Source organism: Streptomyces sp. NPDC048523 (assembly GCF_043199815.1).
Lineage (GTDB): Bacteria > Actinomycetota > Actinomycetes > Streptomycetales > Streptomycetaceae > Streptomyces.
The window spans coordinates 721,130-738,218 of the sequence record NZ_JBICWQ010000002.1 but is presented as its reverse complement, the minus strand read 5'-3'; the positions used below and the strand labels follow the sequence as shown (position 1 = coordinate 738,218).

The window sequence follows — 17,089 nt, the reverse complement described above, 5'->3', positions numbered from 1 at the left end:
GCGGTGAATGGGTGTCAGATCGCTGTGCCCCGGGCCGGGTCGGCCGGAGTTTCAGCAGGTCATCGGCGTGCGGCGGGCAGGTCGCGGAAGAGAACCCGAAGGGCGCAGGGTGCGCGTGTGAACGGGTGACCCACCGGCCGCGGTCCGCCCTTGACCTCAACTTTGGTCGAGGTATCAGGCTGTCCCTCATGCAGACAGACACCGCACCTCTCCGCGTCACCCTGGTCATCGGCAGCAACCGCCACGGCCGCTTCGGTCCCGTGGTCGCCGACTGGCTCCTCGACCGCCTCCGCGACCGCGACGACCTGGTCGCGGACGTCGTGGACGTGGCCGAGGCCGACCTGCCCATGTCCATGGCCCCGACCCCCGGGGCGGCCGCCGCCCTCGCCTCGGTGACCCCCAAGCTCGCCTCGGCGGACGCCTTCGTCGTCCTCACCCCCGAGTACAACCACAGCTACCCGGCCGGCCTGAAGAACCTGGTCGACTGGCACTTCACGGAGTGGCAGGCCAAGCCGGTGGCCCTGGTCTCCTACGGCGGCATCTCGGGCGGCCTGCGAGCCGTCGAGCACCTGCGCCAGGTCTTCGCCGAACTGCACGCGGTGACGGTCCGGGACACGGTGAGCTTCCACAACGCGGGAGGCTCCTTCACCGAGGGCCGCCTGAAGGACCCGTCGGGCCCGGACGCGGCGGCCAAGACGATGCTGGACCAGTTGGTGTGGTGGGGGAGGGTGCTGAGGGCGGGGAGGGCCGACCAGCCCTACGGCAAGTGACGCTCTCCGGGCCCGACGGGAACGGCCGCCCCGGAACCCGGGGCGGCCGTGTCCCACGCGAGGGCTCTCAGTTCACGTTCACCGCGCTCCAGGCCGCCGCCACCGCGTTGTACTCCGTGCTGCCCGCGCCGTACAGGTCCTTCGCCGCGTTCAGGGTGGCCGTCCGCGCCCCCGCGTAGTTCGTCGAGGAGGTCATGTAGACCGTCAGCGCCCGGTACCAGATGGCGCCCAGCTTGTCGCGGCCGATGCCGGTGACCGTGGAGCCGTTGGAGGTGGGGGAGTTGTAGCTGACGCCGTTGATGGTCTTGGGTCCGCTGCCCTCCGCCAGCAGGTACGCGAAGTGGTTCGCGACGCCGGAGGAGTAGTGGACGTCGAGGTTGCCGACCGAACTGCTCCAGGAGTCCGCGGAGCTGCCGTCCTTGGAGGGCTTGTCCATGTAGCGCAGGGCGTCCCGTCCGAAGCCGGAGCGGACGATCTTCTCACCGATCAGATAGTCGCCGGCGTCCGAGGAGTTGCCCGCGTAGAACTCCACCAGCGTGCCGAAGATGTCGGAGGTCGCCTCGTTGAGCCCGCCCGACTCGCCCGAGTACGTCAGCGCCGCCGTCTTCGACGTCACGCCGTGCGACATCTCGTGGCCGGCCACGTCCAGCGACACCAGCGGACCGAGCTGCGTCCCGTCACCGTCGCCGTACGTCATGCAGAAGCAACTGTCGTCCCAGAACGCGTTGTTGTAGTTGTTGCCGTAGTGGACGCGGTTGTAGGAGCCCTTGCCGTCCCCGCCGATCCCGTTCCGCCCGTGGACCTTCTTGTAGTAGTCCCAGGTGACGTCGGTCCCGTACTGCGCGTCCACCGCCGCCGTGGCCCGGTCCGAACTCGCCCCGGTGCCCCAGTGGTTGTCGGCGTCGGTGAACAGGGTCGCGGGCGCCCGGCTGAAGCAGATGTTCAGGAAGCACAGGTCGGTCTTGTTCGCCGCGTCGCCGGTGTACGTGTTCCCGCGCGTCGCGTCCTTGAGCTGGTACGTCGATCCCGACTGCGTCGTCTCCACGGCGACCGTGCCGCTGTACAGCGACTTCCCGTCCCCTGCGGCCTGCTCGATGCTGTCCCAGGCGTCGATCTGCGCACCCGTGCGGGCGTCCGTGAGGACGGTGCGCGCGACCGGGTTGCCGAGGGAATCCTGCGCGGCGGCGTCGGTCCGCCAGGCCAGCTTCGGCGCCCCGTGCAGCGCGTCGACGACCAACTGCGGCTTGGCGGTCAGCTTCTTCAGCGTCTCGCCGAGGTTGGCCGCCTTCAGCGCGTTCGCCGCGAGGTCGGCCGCCTTCGGGGCGGACAGGGCCGGAGTGACGCTCGACAGGGAGATCGCGCTCCTCGTGGCGCGCGAGGAGCTCTTGTACGCCCCGTCCGCCGCCAGGTGGACCACGAAGTCGCCGCCCAGCACCGGGAGTTGGCGGTACGTACGGTCGTAGCGGACGTGCTGTGTGCCGTCGGCGTCGACGATCACGTCACGGACCTTGGTGCCCTGGGCGGAGGTGAGCCCCAGCGCCGGGGCCCGGTCGGCCAGGACGGAGGCGGCGTTCTCGAGCGCGGTGGCCCTGGTCGGCCTGTCTGCCGCACCGGCGGCGGGGGAGAGGGCGGCGGCCAGCAGGGTGGCGGCGGTGGCGGCCACTCCGGCGGTGGCGAGACGACGGGAACGGGCACCTCGGACGTACGGCCGTATCCGACTCATCGGTCTCCTCTGAAAGGCGCCAACGGGGCGCGTGGGGGGTGGCGCGGACGTTGTCGAAGATTTAAGAGGTCATGACAAGCCGTGTCCATACCGCGTCACGTGCAGATCTGAGGGAGGAGAGAAGGGAGGAGAGAATCGTTTCTGTGACCCCTGCGAGCCTCCCCTTCTTCGTCTACGGCACCCTCCGCCCCGGCGAGGCCAACCACGACCTCTTCCTGCGCGGCCGTATCAGCTCCGATGAACCGGGCCGCCTCACCGGCGCGCTGCTGTACGACGGGCCCGGCTATCCGTACGCCGTCGAGGGGGCCGGGGGAGAGGTCATGGGGGAACTCGTCACCCCGCGGACCGACGCCTACGCCGAACTCCTGGCCATCCTCGACGAGTTGGAGGAGTACACCCCGGGCGACCCGCGCAACCTGTACGAACGGGTCGCACGCGAGGTGACCAGGACGGCCGACGGCAGGGCCGTGCGCGCGTGGGTGTACGTGGCCGCGCCCCCCGTCGCCGCCCGTCTGCGCACCCGCGGCAGGCTCATCGAGAGCGGCGACTGGCTGTCCGGCCGCTGAGCGGTGCGAGCCGTGCGGGCTGCGTGAATGAACGGTCCGCACGGGGCCCCGGCCGGCCTCGACCGTCGCCGTCGGTCCTGAAGGGAGGGCGCCGCCCCGGCGTACGGGCTCGGCGTCTGCCGTGGCCCACCGGCCGCCCGGCGTCCGCCCCGGCGCACAGCCCCTGCGAACCACCGCAGCCCATACCCAGCGGTTCGCCTCCACCCCCGCGAGCCAACAGGCGCTCGCCCCTACGACTTGACGGCCTCCACCCGCACCGCGCACGCCTTGAACTCCGGCATCCGGGACGTCGGGTCCAGTGCCGGGTTGGTGAGGGTGTTGGCGCGGCCCTCGCCGTACCAGTGGAAGGGCATGAAGACCGTGTCGGGCCGGATGCCGAGCGTGATGCGGGCCGGTGCCACGGCCCGTCCGCGCCGCGAGACCACGGCCACCGGGTCGCCCTCGGCCGCCCCGAGCCGCTCCGCGAGCCGCGGGTGCAGCTCCACGAACGGGCCCGGCGCCGCGGCGTTCAGCTCGTCCACGCGGCGGGTCTGCGCGCCGGACTGGTACTGGGCCACGACCCGCCCGGTCGTCAGCAGCACCGGGTACTCCGCGTCGGGCTCCTCCGCGATCGCCCGGTGCGAGACGGGGACGAAGCGGGCCCGGCCGTCGGGGTGGGCGAAGCGGTCCAGGAAGAGGCGGGGGGTGCCCGGGTGCACCGCCGTGTCCTCGGTCGGGCACGGCCAGAACACCCCGTTCTCCTCCGCCAGCCGACGGTAGGTGATCCCGGAGTAGTCGGCCGGGCCGCCCGCGCTCGCCCGGCGCAGCTCCTCGAAGACCTCCTCGGGGTCGGTCGGGAAGCCCTTCTCCACCCCGAGCCGGTCGGCGAGTTCGTGCATGACGTCCAGGTCGCTGCGGATGCCGTCCGGCGGCGTGATCGCCTGCCGGCGCAGCAGCACCCGCCCCTCCAGGTTGGTCGTCGTGCCCGTCTCCTCGGCCCACTGCGTGACCGGCAGGACCACGTCCGCGAGGGCCGCCGTCTCCGACAGCACGACGTCACAGACGGCCAGGAAGTCCAGGGACTTGATGCGCTCCTCGATGTGCGCGGCGTGCGGCGCCGACACCACCGGGTTGGAACCCATCAGCAGCAGTGACTTGATGTCCGAGCCGAGCGCGTCGAGCAACTCGTAGGCGCTGCGCCCCGGTCCGGGCAGCGAGTCGGGGTCCACGCCCCACACCTCGGCGACATGAGCCCGCGCCGCCGGGTCGTCGAGCTTGCGGTAGCCGGGCAACTGGTCGGCCTTCTGGCCGTGTTCGCGCCCGCCCTGTCCGTTGCCCTGCCCGGTGAGACAGCCGTAGCCGCTGTACGGCCGTCCCGCGCGCCCGGTCGCCAGGCACAGGTTGATCCACGCGCTCACGGTGTCGGTGCCCTTGGACTGCTGCTCGGGCCCGCGCGCGGTGAGCACCATCGCGGACTCCGGCTCACAGAACAGCCGTACCGTTTCCCGGAGTTGGGGCACCGGCACCCCGGTGATCCGCTCCACGTACTCCGGCCAGTGGGCCATCGCGGCGGCCCGCGCGTCCTCCCAGCCGACCGTGCGCTCGCTGACGTACTCCTCGTCGACCAGGCCTTCCGCCACCACCAGGTGCAGCAGCCCGAGCGCGAGGGCGAGGTCCGTGCCGGGCCGGGGCATCAGATGCAGGTCGGCCTGCTCCGCGGTCTTGGTGCGGCGCGGGTCGATGACGATCAACGTGCCGCCGTTCTCCCGCAGTTCGGTGAAGAACCGCAAGGACGGCGGCATGGTCTCGGCGAGGTTCGAGCCGACGAGGATCACACAGCCGGACTTCGGGATGTCCTCCAGCGGGAAGGGCAGCCCGCGGTCCAGGCCGAACGCCTTCATCCCGCCGGCCGCCGCGGACGACATGCAGAAGCGCCCGTTGTAGTCGATCTGAGAGGTGCCGAGGACGACTCGCGCGAACTTGCCGAGCGTGTACGCCTTCTCGTTGGTGAGGCCGCCCCCGCCGAAGACCCCGCACGCGTCCGGGCCATGCTCCGTGCGCGTGCGGGACAACTCCCCGGCGATCCGGTCCAGTGCCTCGTCCCAGGTGGCGGGCACAAGTGTGCCCCCGGAGCGCACCAACGGGGAGGTCAGACGCACCCGGGACGAGAGCACCGCGGCCGCGGTGCGGCCCTTGCCGCACAACGCCCCCCGGTTCACCGGGAAATCCGCGCGCTCGCTCACCTCGACGGTCCCGTCCGGAGCGGGGGTCAGGTTCATGCCGCACTGCAGGGCGCAGTACGGGCAGTGCGTGGGCGTCGCGGAGTTCTGCATGCCCTTCAGCGTGCGTCGGCCGTGTTACGCCGGGGGAGGCTCCGTGTTACGCGCCCAAGACGGCGACCTCCCCCGTGACATCCCCAAGCGGTGAGGAACGCGGCCCGCCCAAGGTCAGCGCGCCGAGGCCAGCGCCTTCGTCACGCCCAGTTCCTTCGGTCCCAGGAACCGCGGGTCCGGCCGGAAGACCACGTCCACGGCCGCCTTGCCCGCCGCGAAGATCTCCCGCGTACCGCCGTAGTACCAGGTGGCGTTGTGCTTGCCGGCGACGGCGACGCCGTACGACGTGATGCCCGCCGCCTGGCACAGCGCGACCGCGCGCCGGATGTGGAACCCCTGGCTGATGAGGACCGCCCTGTCCACACCGAAGATCTTCTTGGCGCGGACGCAGGAGTCCCAGGTGTCGAAGCCGGCGTAGTCGCTGACGATCCGGGTCTCCGGGACGCCGTGCCGCGTCAGATAGGCGCGCATCGCGTCGGGCTCGTCGTAGTCCCTGCGGCTGTTGTCACCGGTGACGAGGACGACCTTGATCCGCCCGTCCCGGTACAGCTTCGCCGCCGCGTCGAGCCGGTGGGCGAGATACGGCGACGGCTCGCCGTCCCACAGCCCGGCACCGAAGACCACGGCCACCTCGGTGCGGGGCGCGTCGGCCGTCGTCCGCAGCCGGCCGTCCGTCGCGACGTACATCCAGGTGGACGGCAGCAGCGCCAGCACACATCCCGCCATCACGGCCTGCACGAGCCTGCGCCGCCCGGTACGCGTGCGTGGCAGACGCGGTCCGCGTACCCTCGGCAGTCGCATCGGACGGCCCCTCCCGGTCGGTTGTTCGACAAGCAGAGACGTCCCGAAAGGCCGATCGGTTCGTCCGCCGGCGCGTGACCACGCTCACTCTTGAGGGCTAACCCCCAGGTCATGGCACGGGTCATGGCACAGGTCATGACGCCTCACATCCTGCCGCCCGCCCGCGTGAACCGTTGGAAAGGACGCGTCATTGTCAGGAAACGGGGAGGCAATCTCCGGCCGCGACCATCGATCCATGAACCGGATCAGCAGCCAGCCCAGTCTCGTCTCCCTCGACGACAGGCGCCGCGCCGAGCCGCCCGCGCTCGTCCTGGTGGCCCACGGCAGCCGTGACCCGCGCACCCTGAAGACGGTTCACGAACTCCTCGACCGGGTCCGCGAGCAGCGCCCCGGCCTGCCGGTGCACCTGGGCCACATCGAACTCAACGAGCCGCTGCTCCCGGACACGCTGGCGTCCCTGGGCACGGCGGAGGCGGTCCTGGTCCCGCTCCTGCTCTCCCGCGGCTACCACGTGAAGCGCGACATCCCGGAGATGGCGGCGGCCGCCGCGGCACGCACCCGCGTGGCCGCCCCGCTGGGCCCGCACCCGCTGCTGGTGGAGACCCTGCACGCCCGCCTGACCGAGGCGGGCTGGAGCACGGACGAGGAGACTCGCCGCACCAGTGCGGTGGTCCTCGCGGCGGCGGGTTCCCGCGACCCGGACTCGGCCGTGGACACCCGCCGCACCGCTCACCTCCTGTCGGACCGCCTGGGCGTCCCCGTGGTCCCGGCCTACGCCTCCGCGGCGACCCCGACGGTCGACACCGCGATCCGCGCACTGGCGGCGCGAGGCCGCGACAGGGTGGCGGTGGCGTCCTACTTCACGGCGCCGGGCCTGTTCGCGACCCAGTGTGCGCAGAAGGCGCCGTGGATCGCCTCGGCCCCGCTGGGCACGCACCCCGCGATGGCGGACCTGGTCCTGCACCGCTACGACCGGGCATGGGCGCGGCAGGCGACCGCGGCTGCCTGAGGGAGCAGGCGAATTGTCAGTCCGTGCCCGTACTGTCGAGGCATGCCGTACGACCTGCAGTCAACCGAACGCTGGGCCCCAGAACCCGACAAGCGCCCCGGCCGCACCGCCTTCCAACGCGACCGCGCCCGCATCCTCCACTCCGCCGCGCTCAGAAGGCTCGCCGGCAAGACCCAGGTCGTCACCCCGGGAACCCTCAGCCAGGCGTGGGACGCCAGCCCCCGCACCCGTCTCACCCACTCCCTGGAATGCGCCCAGGTGGGCCGGGAACTCGGCTCGGCCCTCGGCTGCGACCCCGACCTGGTGGAGGCCGCCTGTCTCGCCCACGACCTCGGCCACCCTCCCTTCGGCCACAACGGCGAACAGGCACTCAACGAATTCGCCGACGACTGCGGCGGCTTCGAGGGCAACGCCCAGTCCCTGCGGCTCCTGACCCGCATCGAGCCCAAGCGCTTCACCGAAGAGGGGTCGGTGGGGCTGAACCTCACCAGGGCCACCCTCGACGCGGCCACCAAATACCCCTGGCCCCGCGGCGGGCACCCGTCCCGCAAGTTCGGCGTCTACGAGGACGACCGCCCCGTCTTCGACTGGATCCGCAAGGACGCCCCCGACGCCCGCACCACCTTCGAGGCCCAGGTCATGGACTGGTCCGACGACGTGGCCTACTCGGTCCACGACGTCGAGGACGGCCTGCACGCGGGCCACATCGACCCCAACTGCCTGCACGCCGAACCGGAACGCCGGGCGGTCTTCGAGGTCGCTCTCGGCAGGTACGTCCCCGAGGACACCGACCCCGCCGAACTCGCCGCCGCACTGGACCGCCTCCAGGAGCAGCCGTGGTGGCCGCACGGCTATGACGGCTCGGCCGTGGCCCAGGCCCGCCTCAAGGACGCCACCAGCCAGCTCATCGGCCGCTTCTGCCTGTCCGCCGAGGCCGCCACGCGCGAGCGGTACGGCACCGGGAGACTCACGAGGTACGGCGCCGAACTCGTCGTACCGCACGAGACCCGCCTGGAGTGCGCGGTCCTCAAGGCCGTCGCCGACCGGTACGTCATGCAGCGCGCCGAGCAGGAGCGGCTGCGGGCCGACCAGCGGATCGTGGTCGCCGAACTCGCCGAGGCGCTCACCGCCCGCGCCCCGGACGGCCTCGACCCGCAGTTCCGCGCGCTGTTCGACCGGGCGTCCGACGACCGCGCGCGCAAGCGGGTGATCGTCGACCAGATCGCGTCCCTCACCGACGCGTCGGCGCGTTCGCTTCACGCCCGTCTCACGGACCACCTGTGATGCTTGCGGGGCAGAAGTCATGCGGAGAAGTCCGGAGTGACATGAATCGTGCCCGAATGTGACCCTCCGTGGCCTGATCGGGCCACTCCCTCTTCCCCCATCACGCTCCGTGCGGGACGCTCCCATGTGGGCGGCACCCTTACGAGGAGGAATCAAGTGGTCGACGCGGATCAGACTTTTGTCATCGTGGGAGGAGGTCTCGCCGGCGCCAAGGCGGCCGAGACGCTCCGGACGGAGGGCTTCACCGGCCGCGTGATACTGATCTGCGACGAACGCGACCACCCCTACGAGCGCCCGCCGCTCTCCAAGGGCTACCTCCTCGGCAAGGAGGAGCGCGACAGCGTCTTCGTCCACGAACCCGCCTGGTATGCGCAGCACGACATCGAGCTGCACCTCGGCGAGACCGTGGACGCCATCGACCGCGCGGCGAAGACGGTCCGCTTCGGCGCGGACGGCACCGCCGTCCGCTACGACAAGCTGCTGCTGGCGACCGGCGCCGAGCCGCGTCGGCTGGACATCCCCGGGACCGACCTCGCGGGCGTCCACCATCTGCGCCGCCTCGCCCACGCCGAGCGCCTCAAGGGCGTCCTGGCCACCCTGGGCAGGGACAACGGCCACCTCGTGATCGCCGGCGCCGGCTGGATCGGCCTGGAGGTCGCGGCGGCGGCCCGGGAGTACGGCGCCGAGGTCACCGTCGTCGAGCCCCTGTCGACCCCGCTGCACTCCGTCCTCGGCCCCGAGCTCGGCAACCTCTTCGCCGAGCTGCACCGCGAGCACGGCGTCCGCTTCCACTTCGGGGCCAGACTGACGGAGATCGTCGGGCAGGACGGCATGGTCCTCGCGGCCCGGACCGACGACGGCGAGGAGCACCCCGCGCACGACGTCCTCGCGGCGGTCGACGCGGCCCCGCGCGTGGCCCTCGCGGAGGCGGCCGGACTGGACCTGGCGGACCGGGCGCACGGCGGCGGCATCGCCGTGGACGGACAACTGCGCACCTCCGACCCGGACATCTACGCGGCGGGCGACGTGGCCTCCTTCCACCACGCCCTCTTCGGCAACCGGCTGCGCGTCGAGCACTGGGCCAACGCGCTCAACGGCGGCCCGGCGGCGGCGCGAGCGATGCTGGGCCGCCAGGTGACGTACGACCGGGTGCCCTACTTCTTCTCCGACCAGTACGACCTGGGCATGGAGTACAGCGGCTGGGCGCCCCCCGGCTCGTACGACGAAGTGGTGATCCGGGGAGACGCCGGGAAGCGGGAGTTCATCGCCTTCTGGGTGCAGCGGGGCCGTGTGCTGGCCGGGATGAACGTCAACGTGTGGGACGTCACGGAGCCGATCCAGAACCTGATCCGATCCGGGGCTCAGGTGGACACCGAGGCGCTGGCGGACCCGCACGTTCCCCTCGTCAGCCTCGTCCCGTAGGTGTCAGCACATCCCCGTAGACTTCACGCGTGGCAGGACGGATCAACGACGAGGACGTGAAGGCGGTACGGGACGCGGTCCCGATCGACGCCGTGGTGTCCGAGTACCTCCAGCTGCGCAACGCGGGCGGTGGCAACCTCAAGGGCCTGTGTCCCTTCCACGACGAGAAGTCGCCGTCCTTCCAGGTCAGTCCGAGCAAGGGCCTCTTCCACTGCTTCGGCTGCCAGGAGGGCGGCGACACCATCACGTTCGTGATGAAGGTCGACCACCTCACCTTCTCGGAGTCGGTCGAGCGCCTGGCCGCCCAGGCCGGCATCACCCTGCGGTACGAGGAGGGCGGCTACAACCCCTCCCACCAGCGCGGCGAGCGCATCCGCCTGGTCGAGGCGCACAAGATCGCCGCCGACTGGTACATGGAGCAGCTGGCCACCAGCCCGGAGGCCGACACCGGCCGCCAGTTCCTCGCCGAGCGCGGCTTCGACCAGGACGCGGCCAGGCACTTCTCCGTCGGCTACAGCCCCCAGGGCTGGGACCACCTCACCCGCTACCTGCGCGGCAAGGGCTTCAGCGACAAGGAGATCCTCCTGTCCGGTCTGGCCCAGGAAGGCCGCCGCGGCCCCATCGACCGCTTCCGCGGCCGTCTGATGTGGCCCATCCGCGACATCGGCGGGGACGTCGTCGGCTTCGGCGCGAGAAAGCTCTACGAGGCGGACAACGGACCCAAGTACCTCAACACCCCCGACACCGCGATCTACCGGAAGTCCCAGGTCCTCTACGGCATCGACCTCGCGAAGAAGGACATCGCCAAGGCGTCCCGCGCGGTCGTCGTCGAGGGCTACACCGACGTCATGGCCTGCCACCTCGCCGGCGTCACCACCGCCATCGCCACCTGCGGCACCGCCTTCGGCACCGACCACATCAAGATCCTGCGCCGGCTCCTCATGGACAACGGCTCGGCCCGCGTGATCTTCACCTTCGACGGCGACTCGGCCGGCCAGAAGGCCGCCCTGCGCGCCTTCGAGGACGACCAGAAGTTCGCCGCCGAGACCTACATCGCGATCGCCCCGGACGGCATGGACCCCTGTGACCTGCGCCTCGCCAAGGGCGACGACGCGGTCGCCGACCTGGTCGAACCCCGCACCCCGCTCTTCGAGTTCGCACTGCGCCAGATCGTCGTCCGCTACGACCTCGACACCCCCGCCGGCCGCGCCGCCGCCCTGGACGAGGCCGCCCCGATCGTCGCCCGCATCAAGAACAGCGGCGCCCAGCACGAGGTCGCCGTCCAGCTCGCCGGCATGCTCGGCATCCTCGACACCCAGTTCGTGGTCAAGCGGGTGGCCCAGCTGGCCCGGTGGGCCCGCGACCGCGGCGGCAAGGGACCGGCCCCCTCGGGACGCGGCCCGCAGCAGCGGCAGTACGACACCGTCCACCGGCCCGCCGTCTCCGGCCCGGCCCTCACCCTGCGCAACCCCGTCTACGCCACCGAGCGCGAGCTGCTCAAACTCGCCCTGCAGCGCCCCGAACTGGTCTCCCCGGCCTTCGACGCGTACGGCATGGACGAGTTCACCGCCCCGCCCTACGCCGCCGTCCGCCAGGCCATCATGGACGCGGGCGGCGCGGAGTACGGCGTCCAGGACTCCCAGGACTACCTCGTGCGGGTCCGTGAGGCCGCCCCCGACGACGCGGTCCGCGCGATGGTCACGGAGCTGGCCGTCGAGGCGATCATGCGGCGCACGGTCGACGAGAACTACGCCGGCGAACAACTGGTCACGGTCCGCCGCAGGGCCGTCGCCCGTCGGCTCACCGAACTCCAGAGTGTCCTGACCCGGCTCGGCCACACGGATCCGGCCCAGTCGGCCGCCGTCCAGAACGAGATGATGATCCTTACCCGCTACGACCGCGCCCTCCAGGACGAGGGCCCCTCCGCCCTCTGAGTCGTGCGCCACCCCTGATCAGCGGGTTCGTGTCCCGCAGGGCCGCCCACGCGCAGGGCGGAGTAACCACCCGGTCACGGACCGGACTCAAAAAGTCACCGCACGCCCCTCGTGGCGGTGATGTGTCGTACTCCACACTGGGTTCCGGTGCCTGAGTCCTCGGAGCGCGGCCGATCCGTCCCCAACGGGTCCCAGACCCCCGCGGTTCCGCTCATCGCGTACGGGACGGACAGCGGCGAGGCCGCCGACTCCGCCCCCGAAGTACCGCTGCCGCCCTCCTTGGCAGCGATCATCCTGGAGGTCGCCCCCGTGCAGACCCAGACCCTCACACAGACCCAGAACAGTACGGACGACACGACAGAGCAGGACGCCGAGCCCGACGTTCTCGTCGCGGTGCCCCCGCAGAACCGTGTCGCGCACCACCCCGAGGCGGAACCGGACACCCCGCCCGCCGAAGTCCTCGCGAACGTGGAGACCGAACCGGTCGAACCGCCCGAGCCGCCCCGCGGCCGCGTCGACACCGGCGGCCCGTCCTCGGACCTGTTCCGCCAGTACCTGCGGGAGATCGGCCGCATCCCGCTGCTCACCGCGGCCGAGGAGGTCGACCTCGCCCGCCGGGTCGAGGCCGGCCTGTTCGCCGAGGAGAAACTGACCAACACCCCCGACCTGGACAGCCAGTTGGCGCTCGACCTGGACCGGCTGGTCGTGTTGGGCAGGATGGCCAAGCGCCGCCTCATCGAGGCGAACCTGCGGCTCGTCGTGTCCGTCGCGAAACGGTACGTCGGCCGCGGCCTGACCATGCTCGACCTGGTGCAGGAAGGCAACCTGGGCCTGATCCGCGCGGTCGAGAAGTTCGACTACGCCCGCGGCTACAAGTTCTCCACCTACGCGACCTGGTGGATCCGCCAGGCCATGTCCCGGGCCCTCGCCGACCAGGCCCGCACGATCCGGGTCCCGGTCCACGTCGTCGAGTTGATCAACCGGGTCGTCCGCGTCCAGCGCCGGATGCTCCAGGAGCGCGGCTACGAACCGACCCCGGAAGAGGTCGCGAACCAGCTCGACCTCGCTCCGGAACGGGTCAGCGAGGTCCTGCGCCTGGCCCAGGAACCGGTGTCCCTGCACGCCCCCGTGGGCGAGGAGGACGACGTGGCCCTCGGTGACCTCATCGAGGACGGCGACGCGGCGAGTCCCGTGGAGTCTGCGGCGTTCCTGCTGCTCAGGGAGCATCTGGAAGCGGTGCTGTCGACCCTGGGCGAGCGTGAGCGCAAGGTGGTCCAACTCCGGTACGGCCTGGCCGACGGGCGGCCGCGTACGTTGGAGGAGATCGGGCGGATCTTCGGAGTGACCCGGGAGCGGATACGCCAGATCGAGTCGAAGACTCTGAACAAGCTGCGGGATCACGCCTTCGCGGATCAGCTGCGGGGCTATCTGGACTGAGGAAAGGGGGCCGTTTCCCAACGGCCCCCTTCAGCTAGTCCACCTCCGCCACCGCCTGCGCGAACTGCGCCTTGTACAGGCGCGCGTACGCCCCGCCGGCCTCCAACAGGTCGGTGTGCGTGCCTTGTTCGACGATCGAGCCGTTCTCCATCACCAGGATGGTGTCCGCGTCCCGGATCGTCGACAGGCGGTGCGCGATGACGAACGACGTGCGGCCGTGCGCCAGTTTGGCCATCGCCTTCTGGATCAGGACCTCGGTGCGGGTGTCCACCGAACTCGTCGCCTCGTCGAGGACCAGGATCACCGGGTCCGACAGGAACGCCCGGGCGATGGTGATGAGCTGCTTCTCACCCGCGCTCACCCCGCTGCCCTCGTCGTCGATCACGGTGTCGTAGCCCTCGGGCAGGGTCCGGACGAACCGGTCCGCGTGGGCCGCCCGGGCCGCCTCCTCGATCTCGCCCCGGGTGACCTCGCGCGAGGCGCCGTACGCGATGTTCTCCGCGATCGTGCCGCCGAACAGCCAGGTGTCCTGGAGGACCATGCCGATCCCGGCGCGCAGGTCGTCCCGGGACATCGTCGCGATGTCCACGCCGTCGAGGGTGATCCGGCCGCCCGAGACGTCGTAGAACCGCATGAGGAGGTTGACCAGGGTGGTCTTGCCGGCTCCCGTGGGGCCGACGATCGCGACCGTGTGTCCGGGTTCGACCTTCAGCGAGAGGTCCTCGATGAGCGGCTTCTCGGGGGCGTAGCGGAAGGAGACATGCTCCAGGGCGACCCGCCCGCGCAGTTCCTCGGGCTTCGCGCTCGGCATCGGGTCCGCCTCCTGCTCCTCCGCGTCCAGGAGTTCGAAGATCCGCTCGGCCGAGGCGACACCCGACTGCACGAGGTTCGCCATCGACGCCACCTGCGTCAGCGGCATCGAGAACTGCCGGGAGTACTGGATGAAGGCCTGCACGTCACCGATGGACAGCGAACCGGAGGCGACCCGCAGCCCGCCCACGACCGCCACCAGCACGTAGTTGATGTTCGAGACGAACATCATCAGCGGCTGCATGACCCCGCTGTTGAACTGCGCCTTGAACCCGGCCTCGTACAGCGCCTCGTTCTGTTCGGCGAACTGCGCCGCCGACTCGTCCTGGCGGCCGAACACCTTCACCAGGTTGTGCCCGGTGTACATCTCCTCGATGTGGGCGTTGAGCTTGCCCGTGGTGCGCCACTGCTGGACGAAGTGCGGCTGCGAGCGCTTGCCCACGCGCGTGGCGACGACGAACGACAGCGGCACGGTGACCAGCGCGACCAGGGCCAGCAGCCAGGACACCCAGAACATCATCGCGAGCACCCCGATGATGGTGAGCAGCGAGTTGATCAGCTGGCCCATCGACTGCTGGAGCGTCTGCCCGATGTTGTCGATGTCGTTGGTGGCCCGGGACAGGACCTCGCCGCGCTGGCGCTTGTCGAAGTACGACAGCGGCAGCCGCGACATCTTCGTCTGCACGTCCTCGCGCATCCGGAACATCGTGCGGTTGACGGTCCGGTTGACCAGCCGCGTCGCCACCGCCATCAGCAGCCCCGCGACGAGGAACACCCCGACCGCGAACAGCAGGACATGGCCCACGGCGGTGAAGTCGATGCCCTCGCCGGGCGTGAAGTCGGTGCTGCGGAGCATGTCGGCGACCTGACCGTCGCCGCGCGCCCGCATCTGCGCGAGAACCTCTTCCTTGCTCGCGCCGGCGGGCATCTGCCGTCCGACGATGCCCGCGAAGACCAGGTCGGTGGCCTCGCCGAGGATCTTCGGCCCGACCACGTTCAGGCCGACGCTCAGCACGACGCAGAACAGCATCGCGTAGAGGGTCAGCCGCTCCGGCTTGAACTGGGCGAGCAGCCGCCTGCCCGACACCTTGAAGTCGATCGACCGGGTCTCGGGACCGCCGCCCGCCATCATGCGCCCCATGGGCCCGGCCATCAGGCAGCCTCCGCTTCCGTGAGCTGGGAGAGCACGATCTCCCGGTAGGTTTCGTTGTCCGCCATCAGCTCGCGGTGGGTGCCGGTGCCGACGACCCGGCCCTCGTCGAGGACGACGATCCGGTCGGCCTCGCGGATGGTGGCCACCCGCTGCGCGACGATCACGACGGTCGCCTCCGAGGTCTCCTCGGCGAGCGCGGCGCGAAGGGCCGCGTCGGTCGCGTAGTCGAGGGCGGAGAAGGAGTCGTCGAAGAGGTAGATCTCCGGCCGCTGCACCAGCGTGCGCGCGATGGCGAGCCGCTGCCGCTGACCACCGGAGACGTTGGTGCCGCCCTGCGCGATGGGGGAGTCGAGGCCGTTCTCCAGCCCCTCGACGAAGCCCTTGGCCTGCGCCACCTCCAGCGCGTGCCACAGCTCCTCGTCCGTGGCGTCCGGATTGCCGTAGCGGAGATTGGTCGCCACGGTCCCCGCGAAGAGATACGGCTTCTGCGGCACGAGCCCGACGGTCTTGGCCAGCAGCACCGGGTCGATCTCGGCGACGGCCACCCCGTCGACGAGCACCTCGCCGTCGGTCACGTCGATCAGCCGCGGGACGAGCCCCAGCAGGGTGGACTTGCCGCTGCCGGTCGAGCCGATCACGGCGGTCACCTCGCCGGGCCGGGCCACCAGGTCGATCGCCCTGAGCACCGGCTCCTCGGCGCCCGGATAGCGGAAACCGGCGCCCCGGATCTCCAGATGTCCGTGCCGCCGCAGCTCGCGGACCGGGGCCAGGGGAGGCACCACGCTGGAGGAGGTGTCGAGGACCTCCTGGATGCGCTCGGCGCAGATCTCCGCGCGCGGCACCATCATGAACATGAAGGTGGCCATCATCACGGACATGACGATCTGCATCAGATAGGCGAGGAACGCGGTCAGATCACCGATCTGCATCCCGCCGTTGTCGATCCGGTGGGCGCCGAACCACACCACGGCGATCGAGGACAGGTTCACCGTCGTCATGACCACCGGGAACATCAGCGCGAGCAGGTTGCCCGTCTTGAGGGCGATCTCCGTCAGGTCGCTGTTCGCCTTCCGGAAGCGCTCCTCCTCGTACGAGTCGCGCACGAACGCCCGGATGACCCGGTTGCCGGTGATCTGCTCGCGCAGCACCCGGTTCACCGTGTCGAGACGCACCTGCATGGACCGGAACAGCGGCCGCAGCCGCCGTACGATCAACGTCACGCAGATGCCCAGCGTCGGCACCACGGCCACCAGCACCGCGGACAGCGGCACGTCCAGGCCGAGCGCCAGCACGATGCCGCCCACGCACATGATGGGCGCCGACACCAGCAGGGTGAACGTCATCAGGGCCAGCATCTGGACCTGCTGCACGTCATTGGTCGTACGGGTGATCAGCGTGGGCGCACCGAACTGGCCGACCTCGCGCGCGGAGAACGACTGCACCCGGTCGAAGACCGCCGCCCGCAGGTCCCGGCCGAGCGCGGCGGCGGTCCGGGCGCCGTAGAACACGGCCCCGATGTTGCACACCACCTGCGCCAGCGAGATGCCGATCATGAGAGCGCCGAAGCTGAGGATGTAGCCAGTGTCTCCGGTCACGACGCCGTGGTCGATGATGTCCGCGTTCAGCGTGGGCAGGTAGAGGGTGGCGCAGGTCTGCAGGAACTGCAGCAGCACCAGGACGGTGATGGGTTTCTTGTAGGGCCTGAGATAGGTCCGCAGAAGTCGTATGAGCACGCTACGTCTCTCGGAGTCGGCGACGGGGCGAGTGGTTGCCCCTGGCCCCTATCGTCGGACACTCCACCCGTGTTACCTCAACCGATTAAGCCGACAGCAGTGCTCCGTACGGCCTTCCGGGTCCTCGCGGCCCTC

The 17,089-nt window shown here is 70.7% G+C and carries 12 protein-coding genes; 7 read left to right on the top strand and 5 right to left on the bottom strand.

Annotated features, from left to right (window positions below):
• Positions 1-188 precede the first annotated feature (188 nt).
• Positions 189-770, top strand: a complete 582-nt coding sequence (locus ACGFWE_RS12335) for an NADPH-dependent FMN reductase (RefSeq protein ID WP_393599692.1) — start codon at positions 189-191, stop codon at positions 768-770.
• Positions 771-837: 67 nt separating this feature from the next.
• On the opposite strand, the gene ACGFWE_RS12330 is transcribed toward ACGFWE_RS12335, so the two are convergent.
• Positions 838-2,493 carry a M4 family metallopeptidase gene (locus ACGFWE_RS12330; RefSeq protein WP_352383684.1) on the bottom strand — a complete coding sequence of 552 codons (1,656 nt, stop codon included), beginning with the start codon at positions 2,491-2,493 and terminating at the stop codon, positions 838-840.
• Between the two features lie 143 nt (positions 2,494-2,636).
• Between ACGFWE_RS12330 and ACGFWE_RS12325 the strand changes: the two genes are divergently transcribed.
• Complete coding sequence (locus ACGFWE_RS12325) at positions 2,637-3,059, top strand: gamma-glutamylcyclotransferase family protein (RefSeq protein ID WP_393599690.1); 423 nt, start codon at positions 2,637-2,639, stop codon at positions 3,057-3,059.
• A gap of 230 nt (positions 3,060-3,289) precedes the next feature.
• Here the strand turns inward: ACGFWE_RS12325 and ACGFWE_RS12320 are convergent, their stop codons facing one another.
• Both ACGFWE_RS12320 and ACGFWE_RS12315 read right to left on the bottom strand, forming a co-directional pair.
• Positions 3,290-5,371, bottom strand: coding sequence for a molybdopterin oxidoreductase family protein (locus tag ACGFWE_RS12320; protein ID WP_393599688.1), 2,082 nt, complete (start codon positions 5,369-5,371; stop codon positions 3,290-3,292).
• Between the two features lie 114 nt (positions 5,372-5,485).
• On the bottom strand, positions 5,486-6,172 hold the full coding sequence (locus tag ACGFWE_RS12315) for an ElyC/SanA/YdcF family protein (protein ID WP_352383679.1): 687 nt from the start codon (positions 6,170-6,172) through the stop codon (positions 5,486-5,488).
• 235 nt (positions 6,173-6,407) lie between these two features.
• Here ACGFWE_RS12315 and ACGFWE_RS12310 point away from each other — a divergent pair, with 235 nt between their 5' ends.
• The 5 genes from ACGFWE_RS12310 (at position 6,408) to ACGFWE_RS12290 (ending at position 13,258) form a co-directional block, all read left to right on the top strand.
• Positions 6,408-7,181 carry a sirohydrochlorin chelatase gene (locus tag ACGFWE_RS12310; protein WP_393599686.1) on the top strand — a complete coding sequence of 258 codons (774 nt, stop codon included), beginning with the start codon at positions 6,408-6,410 and terminating at the stop codon, positions 7,179-7,181.
• Between the two features lie 42 nt (positions 7,182-7,223).
• Positions 7,224-8,465: a deoxyguanosinetriphosphate triphosphohydrolase gene (locus ACGFWE_RS12305; protein ID WP_352383675.1), complete on the top strand. Its 1,242-nt coding sequence runs from the start codon at positions 7,224-7,226 to the stop codon at positions 8,463-8,465.
• Positions 8,466-8,621: 156 nt separating this feature from the next.
• On the top strand, positions 8,622-9,887 hold the full coding sequence (locus ACGFWE_RS12300) for an NAD(P)/FAD-dependent oxidoreductase (RefSeq protein WP_393599684.1): 1,266 nt from the start codon (positions 8,622-8,624) through the stop codon (positions 9,885-9,887).
• Between the two features lie 29 nt (positions 9,888-9,916).
• A complete protein-coding gene (dnaG, locus tag ACGFWE_RS12295; RefSeq protein ID WP_393599682.1) occupies positions 9,917-11,821 on the top strand; it encodes a DNA primase in 1,905 nt (634 codons plus the stop codon).
• A 147-nt stretch (positions 11,822-11,968) separates the two neighbouring features.
• Positions 11,969-13,258, top strand: coding sequence for an RNA polymerase sigma factor (locus tag ACGFWE_RS12290; RefSeq protein WP_352383669.1), 1,290 nt, complete (start codon positions 11,969-11,971; stop codon positions 13,256-13,258).
• A 34-nt stretch (positions 13,259-13,292) separates the two neighbouring features.
• Here the strand turns inward: ACGFWE_RS12290 and ACGFWE_RS12285 are convergent, their stop codons facing one another.
• Positions 13,293-15,221 (bottom strand): ABC transporter ATP-binding protein, encoded by a 1,929-nt coding sequence (locus ACGFWE_RS12285; protein ID WP_352383667.1) that lies wholly within the window; start codon positions 15,219-15,221, stop codon positions 13,293-13,295.
• Positions 15,221-16,954 (bottom strand): ABC transporter ATP-binding protein, encoded by a 1,734-nt coding sequence (locus tag ACGFWE_RS12280; RefSeq protein WP_393599680.1) that lies wholly within the window; start codon positions 16,952-16,954, stop codon positions 15,221-15,223. The genes ACGFWE_RS12285 and ACGFWE_RS12280 overlap by 1 nt, the downstream gene beginning before the upstream one ends.
• Positions 16,955-17,089 lie beyond the last annotated feature (135 nt).